This window comes from Microbacterium sp. SORGH_AS_1204, from assembly GCF_030818935.1.
GTDB lineage: Bacteria > Actinomycetota > Actinomycetes > Actinomycetales > Microbacteriaceae > Microbacterium.
Map to the genome: position 1 here is coordinate 1,890,982 of NZ_JAUTBD010000001.1, position 15,286 is coordinate 1,906,267.

Below are 15,286 nucleotides of genomic sequence, written 5' to 3' on the forward strand. Positions count from 1 at the left end.
CGCCCCGGTCAGCGGACTCGCTGGCAGTGCGGGCAGAAGTGGCTCGAGCGGTTCATGAACGACACGCGCACGATCGGCCGCCCGCAGCGCGGGCACGGTTGCCCGGTGCGACCGTAGGCGTTCAGCGAGTGCGCGAAGTACCCGGCCTGCCCGTTGACGTTGACGTACTGCGCGTCGAAGCTCGTGCCACCCTCGGCCAGCGCCTTCTCGAGCACGGCCTGCACCTCGCCGAGCAGGCGGTTGACGGCGCGGGTCGAAAGGGCGGATGCCGGCGTCTCGGGGTGGATGCGCGCCGCCCACAGCGCCTCGTCGGCGTAGATGTTGCCGATACCGCTCGCGGCGGTCTGATCGAGCAGCACCCGCTTGATGCCCGAGGACGTCCGGGCCAGTCGCGCCCGGAACCGTTTCGCACTGAAGGCCGGGTCGAGCGGGTCGCGGCCGATGTGCGCGACCTGCGTGGGCACGCGGGCGAGGTCGGAGCCGCGTCCGCCCGCCGCCCCGTCTGGCGTGTCGACGAGCTCGTCGATCGCGAGCGAGCCGAACGTCCGCTGGTCGGCGAACACCACCGACAACGAGCCGTGGTCGGGGTGCTCCAGCTCGATGCGGATGCGCTCGTGACGTTCCGCGGGAGCGCCCGGCACACGCAGCAGCATCTGCCCGCTCATCCCCAGGTGCGTGACGATGGCTTCGTCGTCGGCCACCGGCATCCACAAGAACTTGCCCCGCCGCGCGGCCGCGGTGATGCGCCGCCCCGTGAGCTCCGCCTCGAAGTGGGCCGCTCCCCCGGTGTGGCGTGTGAGCGCGCGTTCGTCGCGCACGTCGACCGAGGTGATCAGCGCACCGCTGACCGCGGGTTCGAGGCCGGCACGGACGACCTCGACCTCGGGAAGCTCAGGCACGCGCGTCGAGCTCGCGCCACGCCGCGAGGGCCGCAGCCATCTCGGCCTGCTTCTTGCTGGAGCCGTTACCGGTGGTCGCGAGGTCGCCCACGGTGACCGTGGCGGTGAACCGGCGGTCGTGGTCGGGGCCCGTCGCTTCGACGCTGTAGACGGGGGCGACGAGTCCCAGCCGCGCGGCGATCTCTTGCAGGCTCGTCTTCGGATCCATCGCGGCCCCGTACCGTTCGGGGTCGGCGAGCAGCGGCTCCACCAGACGCAGAACCATGGCCGTCGCCGCGTCGGGACCCGCCGAGAGGTAGGCCGCTCCGATGAGCGCCTCCATCGTGTCGGCCAGGATGGAGTCCTTGTCACGTCCACCCGTCAGTAACTCCCCGCGGCCGAGTCGCACGTGGGCACCGAGACTGATCCGTCGCGCCACTTCGGCCAGCGCCACGGTCGACACGACGCTGGCGCGGCGCTTGGCGAGGCTGCCCTCTTCGAGCTCAGGATGCCGGGTGTACAGGCGGACCGTGACGGCCTGCCCCAGCACCGAGTCGCCGAGGAATTCAAGGCGCTCGTTGTGGGGGATGCCGCCGTTCTCGTAGGCGAAGGAGCGGTGCGTCAGGGCAAGAGAAAGAAGCTCGGGGTCGATCTCGACCCCGAGCTTCTCAGTGAGCGCTCCGCGCTCGACGTTCTTAGGCGTCACGAATCGCCGATCAGACGTCGGCGACCTTGCGGCCCTTGTACTCGAGGAAGAGCTCGGTGCCCTGCGAGTCGGTGACGACCTTCGCCTGGTGGGGGCGGCTGTAGACGACCTTGCCATTCTCGATGGTCTTGACCAGCGCGGGGGCTTCGGCCTTCCACTGCGCGCGACGCGAGCGGGTGTTGGAGCGGGAGACCTTCCGCTTCGGGGGGTTACCTGCCATGACTAGCTCTTCTCTGTCTTGGGGGCGGCGCGGTGCGCATCGCCGTCGTCTGGGGTGTACTGCTGGAGCGCTGCCCATCGGCTGTCGACAGGCGTCTGCTCCGTGTCGCCGGGGCTTTCCGTCAGCCTCTCGCCCGTGTTCGGGTCGAGCCCGGGGCAGTCCGGCTGACACACCGGCTGGAACGGAAGCGACAGGACAATGGCATCCCGGACCAGATTTTCAAGATCCACGTGGTCGTCTTGAACGTCGAAGTCACTCGCTTCGTCCCCAGGATACGCGAAAAGTTCCTGGAACTCGACTTCGACAGGCTCTTCGATGTCGATGAGGCAGCGTCCGCACACGCCCGTGGCCGTCGTGTCGACGGTGCCGGAGACGAGGATGCCCTCGTGCACCGACTCCAACCGCACCTCGAGGTCGAGCGGCTCGGCCTCGGGAACGGAGACCAATCCCTCGCCCCATTTCTCGGGTGCGGGGATCTCGAGGCTGTGCTCGCGCATCTCACCGGGCTTGCGCTCGATGTCGCGCACGGGCAGCTGGAAGGGGCCGGGTCGACGGGTTCTCACGGTCGTCCATGCTACCCGCGCGCCCCTGGACGGGGGCCGGGCGGCGCACGGCGCCTCCGCCGGTGCGGGGTGAAGTGGCGCGGAGCGCCTGCGCCGATGCGGAGAGGTGGCGGGGGCACACGTGGGGGCGCGTTCGAGGTTCGGGGCGGAGTCGTGCGCGTTCCCGGGATTGGGGCGGGTTTCGCCGCTCGGGGCATGGAATTCCTGCCCCGAACGGCCGATTCCGCCCCGAACCCGGCCAGGGCGACGCCGGAGGGTGCCGAGAACAGGGCGAGCCGCGCGCGACATAGCCTCCTCTTGGAAGCGGGCCGGTGGATGCGAGGACCGCGCGGCGGGCCGGCATCCGAGGTGCGTGCGCGTCAGATGCCGCGGGCGCCCGTGTCGAGGAAACGCGCCACTGCCGGGGGGACGTACGGCGAGACGTCGCCGCCGAGTCCCGCCACCTGTCGTACGAGTGAGCTCGACACCAGGGCGTGCGAGGGGTCGGGCAGCAGGAACACCGTCTCGACGTGCGCGAGGTCGCGGTTCACGATCGCCATCGGCGTCTCGTAGGCGACGTCGACCTGCGAGCGGATGCCCTTCACGAGAACTTTGGCACCCACGTCGGTGGCATAGTCGACGAGCAGGCCCATGCTCCACGCGGCGACGATCACGTCTCCCTCGACACCGGCCTCGGCGATGGACTGCTCGAGCAATCGCTGTCGCTCGGCGATGGGCAGCAACGCTTCTTTGCCGGGATTGTGCACGACGAGCACATGCAACTGATCGAACAGTCCGGCGGCCCGACGGATGACGTCGAGGTGACCGAGCGTGGGCGGGTCGAACGAGCCGGGCACGACGGCGATCCGGGGATCCATGCCGCCAGCCTAGCGACGCGGCCCGTCGCAGGGCCCCGCGTTCACGGCATCCACAGCGCGGCGCGCGGCGTTGCGCGCGAGCCTCGCTCAGGATGCCATCCGCTCGGGGCAGCGACAGGACGTGCGCTCCTCCGCCGGCCTGCGATGCTCCTCACCACACCATCCGCGCGCTACGGCGGCCCCGACACGCACCCATCCGCGCGCTACGGCGGCCCCGACACGCGCCCATCCGCTCCACCTGCGGCACCACACCACCGGTACGCCGCCGCGAGACGACATGCGCGCCCTCCGCGGCGACGAGCCCTCACGACTTCGCCAGCGCGGCGCGTTCTTCGACGCCGACCCGGCGCTCCAGCGCGGCCGCGAGCCCCGGATGCCGCACCAGCGCCGGATCGTCGGCGAGCAGACGCTCCCCCTCGGCGCGCGCCTCGGTGATGAGGTCGGCGTCGGTCACCACGCGCAGCAGGCGCAGCGATGAGCGCGCGCCGGATTGTGCCCCGCCCAGCACATCCCCCTCGCCGCGCAGTTCCACGTCGATCTCGGCGAGGGCGAAGCCATCGAGCGTGGCGGCCACCGCTTCGACGCGCGATCGCGACGACGTGCCCGACGACGCCTCGGTGACCAGCAGGCAGAGTCCCGGCAGGCCGCCGCGTCCGACGCGACCGCGCAGCTGGTGCAGTTGCGACACTCCGAACCGGTCGGCCTCGAGGATGACCATCGTCGAGGCGTTCGGCACGTCGACACCGACCTCGATGACCGTCGTCGCGACGAGCACGTCGATGTCACCGCGGGCGAAGGCCTGCATCACGGCATCCTTCTCGTCGGAGGGCATCTTGCCGTGCAGGATCTGCACCCGGATGCCGTCGAAGGCCGGCAACCGCGACAACAGCGCCGCAACCTGCACCACGCCCCAGCGCGTGCGATTGCTCTCACCCGCCGGGGCCGAACCGGCCGGCGCGTCGGCGGGCTCGTCGGTCTTCTCGTCGGCCGCGAGCTGGTCTGAATCGATCGCGGCGCAGACGACGAACGCCTGGCGGCCCTGCGCGACCTCTTCGGCCACTCGGTCCCAGACCCGGGCGAACCAGCCCGGCTTCTCGGCGAGCGGGGCGACGAACGACTGGATGCCGGCACGCCCGGCCGGCATGGTGCGGATGGTGGAGACGTCGAGGTCGCCGAACACCGTCATTGCCACCGTGCGCGGAATGGGCGTGGCCGTCAGCACCAGCGTGTGCGGGGAATCGCCTTTCGAGCGCAGCGCCTCGCGCTGGTCGACGCCGAAGCGGTGTTGTTCGTCGACGACGACGAACCCGAGGTCGGCGAAGGTGGTGGTGGCGCTCAGGAGCGCGTGCGTGCCGACGACGATCCGCGCCTGCCCGGATGCCACACGCAGGGCGGCGCGACGTCGCTCGGCGGCCGGCATCTGCCCCGTCAGCAGCGTGGGCATGAGTTCGGGCGCGAGGTCGGGGCCGAGCATGCGGGCGATGGAACGCAGGTGCTGCCCCGCGAGCACCTCGGTCGGGGCGATGAGGGCGGACTGCCCGCCCGACTCCGCCACCTGCAGCATGGCCCGCAGCGCGACCAGTGTCTTGCCCGAGCCGACCTCGCCCTGCACGAGACGGCTCATGGGCCAGTCGCCGACGAGATCGGCGGCCAGCTGTGCGCCGACGGTCTGCTGATCGGGGGTCAGGTCGAACGGCAGGATGGCGTCGAAGCGCTCGAGGAGCCCACCCGGCGCCGCAGGCCGCTTCGTCGCCGACAGCGCACGGACGAACTGTCGCTGCTGCAGCAGCGCCGTCTGCAGCACGAACGCCTCTTGCATGCGCAGCGTCGCGACCGCCGGCGGGATGTCGTCGTCGTTCTCGGGGCGGTGGATCTGCTCGAGCGCCGCGCGGGCCGGCAACAGCCCGCGCCGGGCCCGCAGATCGTCGGGCAACGGATCGTCGACCTCGCCGAGGGTGTCGAGCACGAGCGCGATCGTCTTCTGCACGAGCGTGCTCGGCACGGAACTGGTCGCGGGATAGATCGGGATGGGTCGTCTCGCCGTCACCTCCGCCTCGACGCGCGCCTCTTCGATGTCGTCGAACAACTCGTAATCGGGGTTGGCGAGCTGCGTCTGACGCCGGTACTCGCCCACCTTGCCCGAGAAGATGCCGCGCCGGCCGGGTGTGAGGTCTTTCAGGCGCCACGGCTGGTTGAAGAAGGTCAGCGACATGCGGCCGTCGCCGTCGCTGATGACGACCTCGAGGAGCGATCCGCGCCGGTTCTGCATGCGCCGCTCGGTCGCACTGACCACCTCGGCGACGATGGTGACGGGTTCGCCCAGCGGGAGCGACGCGATGGGCGTGAGCTCACCGCGTCGGGCGTAGCGCCGCGGATAGTGCTCGAGCAGCTCGCCCACCGTCTTGACCCCGAACGCGCGGTCGAACGCCGATGCCGTCTTGCCGCCCACGGCGCCGTCGAGCCGGGAGGCGAGCGAGAGACCAGGCATGCCCACGAGTCTAGGCAGGGCCTCCGACATCGCCGCTTCGACCTTCGCTGCACGGTCGGCGTTCGCGAAGCGCTCGGTCGCATGACGCCGTCCGGCCCCACGGCCACCGAGCCGACGGCATCCACACCGCTCGGCATCGGCGACCCTAGGCTGAGACGGTGACGCGCATCATCTCCGGCCGCGCGGGCGGCACCGTGCTCGACGTCCCCCCGAGGGGCACACGCCCCACGAGCGACCGCGTGCGAGAGTCGCTGTTCGGCGCGCTCGAGTCGGCGGGCGTGATCGACGACGCGCGGGTGGCCGACCTCTTCGCCGGCTCAGGCGCTCTCGGGCTCGAGAGCCTGAGTCGCGGCGCCGCCTCGGCCGACCTGGTCGAACTCTCGGCCCCCGCCGCGTCACTCATCCGCAAGAACGCCGAACGCGTGCGCGCCGCGGGCGTCAGCGCCGCCGCGCGGGTGCATCGCGCGAACGTCACGACGTACCTGTCGGCATCCACCGCCGAATGGGACCTGGTGTTCCTCGACCCGCCCTACGACATCGCCGATCACGACCTGACGAAGGCGCTCGTCGCTCTCGCACCGCGTCTGAGCCCGGATGCCACCGTGATCGTCGAGCGGGCGAAGCGCTCCGCCGCTCCCGACTGGGCGGCGGCCGGGCTCGAAGCCGAACGCGATCGCGCCTACGGCGACACGACGATGTGGTGGGGCCGCCCGGTCGCGACACGCTCGTGAGCCGGGCGTTCGGCAGGCCGGCCCTTCCGGCTCTGCGCCCTCCCGAGGTCGATTAGCCCCGACCGGCGTCCCAGTCGCGGTACGGATCCCAGCCCGCACGGCCCGTCCACGCCCACCCGTCGACGGTGACGGCATCGGCGCCCCGCGCCACGACGGTGCCGATGCGCCGGCCGAGAGGTTCGGCATCCGGGGCGAAGGCGACGAGGAAGCCGTGATCCTCTCCCCCGCCGAGCGCCCCCGCGGGGTCGTCACCCAGGGTCGCCGAATCGAACGCGATCGTGACCCCCGACGCGTCCGCCAGGCGGGTGGCATCGAGTGCGAGTCCGTCCGAGACGTCCATCATGGCGGTGGCACCGGATGCCGCGGCCCGCAGCGCCTCGGCCAGCGGCGGGCGCGGAGTGAGCTGACGCGACAGCGCCTTGGCCTCGGCGGGGGCGAGCGCATCGCGCGCCTCGGCGGTCAGCGCGACGGGGGAACCGTCGGCATCCGTGAAGCGCTCGAAGAGCACGTCGAGCCCGCGGGCCGCCTCGCCCAGTTCGCCGATGATGTACACGCCGTCGCCGACGCGTGCGCCGGACCGGCGCACGGGGGCGCGACCGTCGAGACTGCCGAGGGCGGTCACCGCGATCGTCAACGTGTCGGAGACCGTGAGATCGCCGCCCTCCACCGCGCAGTCGGGCGCGAGCTCGGCGCAGGCCGCGGCCAGGCCGTCGGCGAAGCCGCGCACGAACGACACCGGCGTCGCGTCGGGCATCGCCAACGCCACGAGCAGTGCGATCGGGCGGGCGCCCATCGCCGCGACATCGGCGAGGTTGACCGCCGCGGCTTTGAAGCCGAGATCGAACGGCGCCGACCATGCCAGCCGGAAGTCGGGACCGTGCACGAGCGTGTCCGTCGTGGCGACGACCCGCCCGTCGGGCACCGACAGCACGGCGGCGTCGTCGCCCGGGCCGACGGGGGCGGTGGAGGGCGGGAGGCGGTCGAGGATGCCACGCAGGATCTGCCCCTCGGACAGCTCCCCCACGGTGGTCTCACGGCTGGGCTCAGCGTCGGTCACCCCACCACGCTATTAGCCTGGACGGGTGCCCCGCTCCTCCCGCCCCCTCGCGCTTCTGGCCGCCCTCGTTCTGCTTCCGGGGCTCGCGGCATGCAGCACGACGGTCGCAATGGAACCGGCGAAGCTCGCCAATGACCCGGCCTGCGCCTCGGTCATCGCGAAGCTGCCGAAGACCATCTCGGGGCAGCAGCGCCGGTGGACCGACGCGCAGGCGACGGGGGCCTGGGGCGACCCGGCATCCATTCTGATGACGTGCGGACTCGAGCCGCCCGCGCCGTCTACCCTGCCGTGCCGCACGTTCGACGGCGTCGACTGGCTCGTCGACGAGTCGCAGGCCGCCGACAACCGGTACACGCTGACGACGTTCGGACGCACTCCCGCCCTGCAGGTCTACCTCGACTTCGATGTCGCCAGCAGCGGCGACGTCGCGCAGGCCCTGGGCCCTCTCATCCGCGACTATCTGCAGCCGACGGGTTCGGCCTGCACGGCGTTGTCCGACGCGACGGCCGCCCCGACCCCGTAGGCATCGAATCGTCGCGGGGGGCACGACGGTTTCTGCGCCCCCGGAGCGAGCACAACTGCGGAGGTCATGTACGACACGCCGTCGTCCGGGCCCGGCGCACGGCGTGTCGCCCACGAACGCCGCGGTTGTGCACGGCCCGGGGACCCGCCGGTCGGGGAGCCGCCGCCCGAGGACCTGCCGCCCGGGGTTGTCCGGCGCCCGGCGGGCACAACTGCAGAGGTTCTCGACGACACGCCGTCTCACCGACACGGCACACGGCGCGTCGTCCACGAACGCCGCCGTTGTGCACGGCCCGGGGACCAGCCGCCCGGGGGTTGTCGGGGGCCCGGCGGGCACAACTGCGGAGGTTCTCGACGACACGCCGTCTCACCGACACGACACACGGCGTGTCGCGCACGAACGCCGCCGTTGTGCACGGCCCGGGGACCCGCCACCGGGGACCCGGCACCCGGGGTTGTCCGGCGCTCGGCGGGCACAACTGCAGGGGTTCTCGACGACACGCCGTCCCACCGACACGACACACGGCGCGTCATCCACGAACGCCGCCGTTGTGCACGGCCCGGCCGCACGCACAGCCGGGCAGACCCGCCGGGCACGGCAGGGGGCGGACCCGCCGGGCACGGCAGGGGCAGACCCGCCGACCACGGCAGGGGGCAGACCCGCCGAGCCACGGCAGGGGGCAGAACCGCCCGCCGCCCGTGCGGGACTCAGGCCTTCGCGAGCGCCGCGTCGAGAAGGTCGCTGATCAGGTCGGGGTAGCTCAGCCCCGACGCGATCCAGCACGTCGGGAACATCGAGATCGGCGTGAAGCCGGGCATCGTGTTGACCTCGTTCACGTAGAACTCGGTGCCCGTGTAGAAGAAGTCCACGCGCGCGAGACCCTGCCCGCCGATCGCCTCGAACGCCTTCGCGGCGATCCGCTGCATCTCGGCCAGCTCTCCGTCGCCCAGCTCAGCGGGGCACACGAGGTCGACGCCCGGCGCATCGAGGTACTTCGCCTCGAAGTCGTAGAACTCCCGGCCCGTGACGACGATCTCGCCCGCCACCGAGACCCGCACCGGTCCCCCGTCGCGTCCGGGCAGCACGCCGCACTCCAGCTCACGGCCGACGATCGCCTGCTCGACGAGCACGAGACCGTCTTCGGCGAAGGCGGTGTCGAGGGCGGCATCCAGGTCGTCCCAGGCCGACACCTTGGTCACGCCGACGCTGGAGCCCGCCTCGTTGGGCTTGACGAACACGGGCAGGTCGAGGGCGCGCATGCGGCGCTCCCACAGTGCCCGATCGCGTGCGAGGTCGGCTCGCGTGACGGCCACCCACGGCACGACCGGCACGTTCGCCGAACGCAGCACCTGCTTCGTGACGTTCTTGTTCATGCCGATGGCCGACATGAGCACGCCGCCGCCGGCGTACGGGATGCCGAGCAGTTCGAGCAGCCCCTGCACGGTGCCGTCCTCACCGAAGCGTCCGTGCAGGATCGGCAGCACGACGTCGACCTCGCCGAGCGAGCGGGTGCCCTCGGCGTCGGTCACGGTCCACTCGCGCGACAGCGTCGAGTCGGGCAGCCGCACGCGCGTGCCGTTGTCGACCACCTCGGGCAGGGCCTCGGGACGTAGGGCGAACTTATCGGGATCGTCGTCTTCGAGCACGAACGCCCCGTCGCGGGTGATACCGACCGGGATCACCCGGAAGCGGTCACGGTCGATCGCCCGCAGCACCCCGCCCGCCGTGGCGGAACTGATCGAGTGCTCGCTGGAGCGCCCGCCGAAGAGCACCACCACCACCGGATTGGTCATTCTGCGTCCTCTCGCCCTGCGGCTGGTCGTCGTCTGTCGTCAGGTGCGGTGCGATGTCGCGCGGGTCCATCGTCCCGTCGAGCACCATCTTCACCTGCTGCACGATGGGCATGTCGACGCCGACCTGCTTCGCGAGCTGGAGCACGGGGGCCACGGATGCCAGGCCCTCGGCGGTCTGCTGCATCTGGGTCACGACCTCTTTGTAGCCGTACCCCTGACCGAGCAGCCGCCCGGCGGTGTTGTTGCGGCTGAGCGGCGACTGGCACGTGGCGATCAGGTCGCCCAAGCCCGCGAGCCCCTGCAGGGTCTCGGGCTGCGCGCCCTGCGCGACGGCGAAGTCGGTCATCTCGACCAGACCGCGCGTGATGATCGACGCTTTGGTGTTCTCGCCGTAGCCGACGCCGTCGACGATGCCGATGGCGACCGCGATGAGGTTCTTCAGCACCCCGCCGAACTCGGTGCCGATCACGTCGGTGTTCACGAACGAGCGGAAGTACGTGTTGCGGGCGCGACGCGCGACGGCCTCGGCCGTCTCGGGGCTGAGCGAGCTGATGACGGCCGCGGTCGGCTGCTCGCGCGCGATCTCGAGGGCGAGGTTGGGGCCGGATGCCACGGCGATCCGCGCCGGATCGCACTGCAGCACCTGTTCGATGACCTGGCTCATGCGCAGCCCGGTGGACTTCTCGACGCCCTTCATGAGCGAGACGATCGGCACGTCGGTGTGTTCGACGAACGGCCTGATCGCGGCGAGGTTCTCGCGCAGCGATTGACTCGGCACCGACAGGTAGATCTGCTCGGCGCCGTTCAGCGCCTCGGCGAGGTCGGTGGTCGCGGTCATGGTGCGGGGAAGGTTGATGCCCGAGAGGTACCGACTGTTGCGCTTGGACTCGGTGATCTCGGCCGCCAGCTCGGGTCGCCGTGCCCACATGACGACCGAAGCCCCGCCGTCGGCGAGGATCTTACCGAACGTCGTGCCCCAGCTGCCGGCGCCGACGACGGCGACCTTCGGCCCCACCGCGGGGAGGGCGTTCTTACGGCTCAAGGCGCCCCGTCTCGTTCTGGCCGTGCTTGGTCGGATCCCAGCGCTCCGCCGGTGCGGGAAGGCCCCGGATGCCGGACAGCATCGCCGCGACCCGGTTCATCATCGCGTCGGTCGCTGCGACGAGCGCCGACGGCTGCGGCGGCGTGCCCGCGTACGAGGAGAGGTCCATCGCGGGTCCGAACTCCACGACGACGTGAGACCGCCGCGGGAACTTGAGCTTGCCGTACCGGGGAAGGATCTCCTGAACGCCCCATTGCGCCATCGGAATGAGCGGCAGATCGCCGGCCAGCGCGAGACGCACGGCGCCGGTCTTGCCGCGCATCGGCCAGAGGTCGGGGTCGCGGGTGAGGGTGCCCTCGGCGTAGACGATGACGCCGCGGCCGTCGCGGGCGATCTGCTCGGCCGCCTTCATCGACTGGCTCGCCCCCGACGACGCGCGGGGAACCGGCACCATCCCCGTCGCCTTCAACGCCGCGCCCAGAACGGGGACGCGGAACAGGCTCTCTTTCGCCATGAACCGCGGCGCGCGGCCGAGGCGCCACACGGCCACGGCCACGACGAGGGGGTCGAACTCGGAGTTGTGGTTGGGTGCGAGCACGTACGCGCCCTCGCGCGGCAGGTTCTCGGCGCCGCGCACCTCGATACGGGCGAACAGCCCCACCGCGGGCAGGATGATCGCCGCGAGCGGCCAGAAGACGCTCGGGCGACTCGTCTCGGGCGTCGCGCTCACCGCGGTCACTCGGCGACGTCGAAGTCGGCGTCGAGGGCCGTGAGCTTCTCGAGGAACTTCTCGTAGCCGCGACGGATGATCCCGATGTTGCGCACCGTCGATTCGCCCTTCGCGGCGAGGGCGGCGATGACGTAGCTGTACCCGCCGCGCAGGTCGGGAACCTCGACGTCGGCTGCGTGCAACGGCGTCGGACCGTTGATGACGGCGGCCTGCTCGAGGTCGCGGCGCGGAACACGTCGGTCGGCGCTGGCGAGGCCCTTGGGGTGCACGACGATGTCGGCGCCCATCTTGTTGAGGGCCTCGGTGAACCCGAGGCGGTTCTCGTACACCGTCTCGTGCACCACCGATGTGCCCGCCGCCTGGGTGAGCGCGACGATGAGCGGCTGCTGCCAGTCGGTCATGAAGCCGGGGTGCACGTCGGTCTCGACCATGACGGGCTTGAGCGCGTCGCCACGGCGGAACAGGATGCCGTCCTCACGGACGTCGAACCACCCGCCGGCCTTGCGGAAGACGTTGAGGAAGGTCAGCATGTCCTGCTGGCGGGCGCCCTTGGCGAAGATCTCGCCGTCGGTCGCCAGCGCCGCGCACGCCCAGGAGGCGGCCTCGTTGCGGTCGAAGATCGCCCGGTGGTCATAGCCGTCGAGACGCTCGACGCCCTCGATGAAGATCACGCGGTTGGGCTCGTACGAGATGATCGCGCCCATCTTCTGCAGCACCGCGATGAGGTCCATGATCTCGGGCTCGATCGCGGCGTTGCGCAGCTCCGTCACGCCCTTGGCGCGCACGGCGGTGAGCAGCACCTGCTCGGTCGCCCCGACACTCGGGTACGGCAGCGTGATGTTCGCCCCGTGCAGGCCGTTGGGGGCGGTGATGCGGATGCCCTCGTAGCTCTTGTCGACGACGGCGCCGAAGGCGCGGAGTGCGTCCATGTGGAAGTTGATCGGCCGGTCGCCGATGCGGCATCCACCCAGGTCGGGGATGAGCGCCTCGCCGAGCAGGTGCAGCAGCGGACCGCAGAACAGGATCGGGATGCGCGAGGCGCCGGCGTGCGCGTCGATCTCCTCGAAGTGCGCGGCGACCGCGCCCGAGGGGTCGAGGTGCAGCGTGCCCTCTTCGTCGCCCTCGGTGACGGTGACGCCGTGCACTTCGAGGAGCGACCGCACGACCTTGACGTCGCTGATCATCGGCACGTCGCGCAGCGTACTCGTGGTGTCGCCGAGGAGGGCCGCCACCATCGCCTTGGTGACGAGGTTCTTGGCCCCCTTGACCTCGACCGTGCCACGCAGCGGACGCCCTCCACGGATCGTGAGGGTCTCTGCCGCCTCCCAGTCCGGCTGCCCGGGGGTGTGGTCTCCGGAATCGGTGACGAGTGTGCTCATAGGGGGGTGGACCTCACTTCGTTGACGAGGGGCGGCGAATCGACCCGACCGGGTCGATCGGGCTCAGCGGACGGGGAGTGTCCGCGGCCGCCATGCCTCGCGGCGCGCCTCGAACTGCGTGATCTTGTCTTCGTCACGCAGCGTGAGCCCGATGTCGTCGAGCCCTTCGAGAAGCCGCCACCTAGTGTAATCGTCGATGTCGAACGAGACCTGGAGGTCGCCCACCGTGGCGGTCTTCGCGGTGAGGTCCACGGTCATCTCGGTGCCGGGGTTCGCCTCGAGGACGGCCCAGATCTGCTCGACCTCGTCTTCGGTGATCACACCGGTGACCAGGCCTTGCTTGCCCGAGTTGCCGCGGAAGATGTCGGCGAACTTGGGGCTCAGCACGACCTGGAAGCCGTAGTCGCGCAGCGCCCACACGGCGTGTTCGCGGCTGGATCCGGTGCCGAAGTCGGGCCCTGCGACGAGGATGGATGCCGAGCGGTAGGCGTCCTGGTTGAGGACGAACTCCGGGTCCTGTCGCCAGTTCGCGAACAGCGCGTCATCGAAGCCGGTCTTGGTGACCCGCTTGAGGAACACCGCGGGGATGATCTGGTCGGTGTCGACCGCCGACCTCTTCAGGGGGGCGGCGACGCCGGTGTGCGTGGTGAACTTCTCCATGTCAGGCCTCCGACCCGGTCGAAACGGATGCGTCGGTGCGGATCAGCGTGCCCTCCGTTGTTTCGGTCCCTGAGCCCGTCGAAGGGCGGTGCCCTGAGCCTGTCGAAGGGCGGTGCCCTGAGCCTGTCGAAGGGTCGAGGTCCGCCGGGCTCGACAGGGTTCCGCGGACGGCTGTCGCCGCCGCGACCAGCGGCGAGACGAGGTGCGTGCGACCGCCCTTGCCCTGGCGTCCCTCGAAGTTGCGGTTGGAGGTCGAGGCGCAGCGCTCCCCCGGGGCCAATTGGTCGGGGTTCATGCCCAGGCACATCGAGCACCCGGCGAAGCGCCATTCGGCACCGAACGCGGTGAACACCTTGTCGAGGCCCTCGGCCTCGGCTTCGAGTCGCACGCGCGCCGAACCCGGCACCACCATCACGCGCACGTTCTCGGCCTTGGTGCGGCCCTGGATGACGGACGCGAAGGCGCGCAGGTCTTCGATGCGGCTGTTGGTGCACGACCCCATGAAGACGGCATCCACGGGGATGTCCTTCATCGGGGTGCCGGCCTGAAGGTCCATGTACTCGAGAGCCCGCTCGGCGGCGGCGCGCTCGTTGGGGTCGGTGATGTCGGCCGGGGTGGGCACGACATCCGATAGCGAGACGCCCTGACCGGGGTTGGTGCCCCAGGTGACGAAGGGCTCGAGCTCGTTCGCGTCGAGGAACACCTCGGCGTCGTAGACCGCGCCCTCATCGCTCGGGAGCGTGCGCCAGTAGGCGACGGCGTCGTCCCAGTCCTGACCCTGGGGGGCGTGCGGCTTGTCTTTGACGTAGGCGAAGGTCGTCTCGTCGGGGGCGATCATGCCGGCACGGGCACCGGCCTCGATCGACATGTTGCACATCGTCATGCGCCCCTCCATCGAGAGGGAGCGGATCGCGCTGCCGCGGAATTCGAGCACGTAGCCCTGGCCGCCGTTGGCGCCGATCTTGGCGATGATCGCGAGGATGATGTCTTTCGCCGTGACACCCGGCTTGAGCTCGCCCTCGACCGTGATCGCCATCGTCTTGAACGGCTTCAGAGGAAGGGTCTGGGTGGCGAGCACGTGCTCGACCTCGCTCGTGCCGATGCCGAACGCCATCGCGCCGAAGGCGCCGTGGGTCGAGGTGTGCGAGTCGCCGCAGACGACCGTGATCCCCGGCATGGTGAGCCCGAGCTGCGGGCCCACGACGTGGACGATGCCCTGCTCCTTGTCGCCGAGGGAGTGGATGCGCACGTCGAACTCGGCGGCGTTGCGGCGCAGCGTCTCGATCTGCGTGCGGCTGGTGAGGTCGGCGATCGGCTTGTCGATGTCGAGCGTCGGGGTGTTGTGGTCTTCGGTCGCGATCGTCAGGTCGAGCCGGCGCACGGGCCGACCTTCGGCGCGCAGACCGTCGAACGCCTGAGGGCTGGTGACCTCGTGCACGAGGTGCAGGTCGATGTAGATGAGGTCGGGCTGACCGTTCTCGCCCTTGACGACGAGGTGGTCGTCCCAGACCTTCTCGGCCAGGGTGCGAGGGTTCTCGGGAATGGTGCTCATGGTTTGCGTTTCTCCTCGGGAGGGGTGTGAGGCCCGCGACGAACTCCGCGACGAGAAAGGCCTAGAACAAGGTCTCGTCGCGGCCGCTAAGGAGGAGGCCGGCGATC

Annotated in this window: 15 protein-coding genes; 2 read left to right on the forward strand and 13 right to left on the reverse strand. The window is 70.7% G+C overall.

Annotated elements, in window-relative coordinates:
* Positions 1–8: 8 nt before the first annotated feature.
* The 6 genes from mutM to QE410_RS08690 form a co-directional block, all read right to left on the reverse strand.
* Complete coding sequence (gene mutM / locus QE410_RS08665; protein WP_307330565.1) at positions 9–899, reverse strand: bifunctional DNA-formamidopyrimidine glycosylase/DNA-(apurinic or apyrimidinic site) lyase; 891 nt, start codon at positions 897–899, stop codon at positions 9–11.
* A complete protein-coding gene (gene rnc / locus QE410_RS08670; protein WP_307330566.1) occupies positions 892–1,584 on the reverse strand; it encodes a ribonuclease III in 693 nt (230 codons plus the stop codon). The genes mutM and rnc overlap by 8 nt, the downstream gene beginning before the upstream one ends.
* A gap of 10 nt (positions 1,585–1,594) precedes the next feature.
* Positions 1,595–1,804 (reverse strand): 50S ribosomal protein L32, encoded by a 210-nt coding sequence (rpmF, locus tag QE410_RS08675; protein WP_013586329.1) that lies wholly within the window; start codon positions 1,802–1,804, stop codon positions 1,595–1,597.
* Positions 1,805–1,806: 2 nt separating this feature from the next.
* On the reverse strand, positions 1,807–2,301 hold the full coding sequence (locus QE410_RS08680; RefSeq protein ID WP_307334421.1) for a DUF177 domain-containing protein: 495 nt from the start codon (positions 2,299–2,301) through the stop codon (positions 1,807–1,809).
* 425 nt (positions 2,302–2,726) lie between these two features.
* Positions 2,727–3,224: a pantetheine-phosphate adenylyltransferase gene (gene coaD, locus QE410_RS08685; protein ID WP_307330576.1), complete on the reverse strand. Its 498-nt coding sequence runs from the start codon at positions 3,222–3,224 to the stop codon at positions 2,727–2,729.
* A 304-nt stretch (positions 3,225–3,528) separates the two neighbouring features.
* On the reverse strand, positions 3,529–5,712 hold the full coding sequence (locus QE410_RS08690) for an ATP-dependent DNA helicase RecG (RefSeq protein WP_307330578.1): 2,184 nt from the start codon (positions 5,710–5,712) through the stop codon (positions 3,529–3,531).
* 158 nt (positions 5,713–5,870) lie between these two features.
* On the opposite strand from QE410_RS08690, the gene rsmD reads away from it, so the two are divergent.
* Positions 5,871–6,443, forward strand: a complete 573-nt coding sequence (rsmD, locus tag QE410_RS08695) for a 16S rRNA (guanine(966)-N(2))-methyltransferase RsmD (RefSeq protein ID WP_307330580.1) — start codon at positions 5,871–5,873, stop codon at positions 6,441–6,443.
* Between the two features lie 52 nt (positions 6,444–6,495).
* On the opposite strand, the gene thiL is transcribed toward rsmD, so the two are convergent.
* Complete coding sequence (thiL, locus tag QE410_RS08700; protein WP_307330582.1) at positions 6,496–7,500, reverse strand: thiamine-phosphate kinase; 1,005 nt, start codon at positions 7,498–7,500, stop codon at positions 6,496–6,498.
* 25 nt (positions 7,501–7,525) lie between these two features.
* Here thiL and QE410_RS08705 point away from each other — a divergent pair, with 25 nt between their 5' ends.
* Positions 7,526–8,023 carry a DUF3515 family protein gene (locus QE410_RS08705; protein WP_307330585.1) on the forward strand — a complete coding sequence of 166 codons (498 nt, stop codon included), beginning with the start codon at positions 7,526–7,528 and terminating at the stop codon, positions 8,021–8,023.
* Between the two features lie 707 nt (positions 8,024–8,730).
* Here QE410_RS08705 and QE410_RS08710 read toward each other — a convergent pair.
* From QE410_RS08710 to leuC, 6 genes are all read right to left on the reverse strand, one after another.
* On the reverse strand, positions 8,731–9,816 hold the full coding sequence (locus tag QE410_RS08710; RefSeq protein ID WP_307330588.1) for a D-alanine--D-alanine ligase family protein: 1,086 nt from the start codon (positions 9,814–9,816) through the stop codon (positions 8,731–8,733).
* Entirely contained in the window at positions 9,716–10,858 is a 1,143-nt protein-coding gene (locus QE410_RS08715; RefSeq protein WP_307330591.1) for an NAD(P)H-dependent glycerol-3-phosphate dehydrogenase, read from the reverse strand. Before QE410_RS08715 ends, QE410_RS08710 begins: the two co-directional genes overlap by 101 nt.
* On the reverse strand, positions 10,848–11,597 hold the full coding sequence (locus QE410_RS08720; protein WP_373459331.1) for a lysophospholipid acyltransferase family protein: 750 nt from the start codon (positions 11,595–11,597) through the stop codon (positions 10,848–10,850). The genes QE410_RS08715 and QE410_RS08720 overlap by 11 nt, the downstream gene beginning before the upstream one ends.
* Positions 11,594–12,967, reverse strand: coding sequence for a UDP-N-acetylglucosamine 1-carboxyvinyltransferase (gene murA, locus QE410_RS08725; protein ID WP_154922103.1), 1,374 nt, complete (start codon positions 12,965–12,967; stop codon positions 11,594–11,596). Before murA ends, QE410_RS08720 begins: the two co-directional genes overlap by 4 nt.
* 63 nt (positions 12,968–13,030) lie before the next feature.
* Entirely contained in the window at positions 13,031–13,627 is a 597-nt protein-coding gene (leuD, locus tag QE410_RS08730) for a 3-isopropylmalate dehydratase small subunit (RefSeq protein WP_307330599.1), read from the reverse strand.
* 1 nt (position 13,628) lies between these two features.
* Positions 13,629–15,179: a 3-isopropylmalate dehydratase large subunit gene (gene leuC, locus QE410_RS08735; protein WP_373459332.1), complete on the reverse strand. Its 1,551-nt coding sequence runs from the start codon at positions 15,177–15,179 to the stop codon at positions 13,629–13,631.
* Positions 15,180–15,286: the final 107 nt, after the last annotated feature.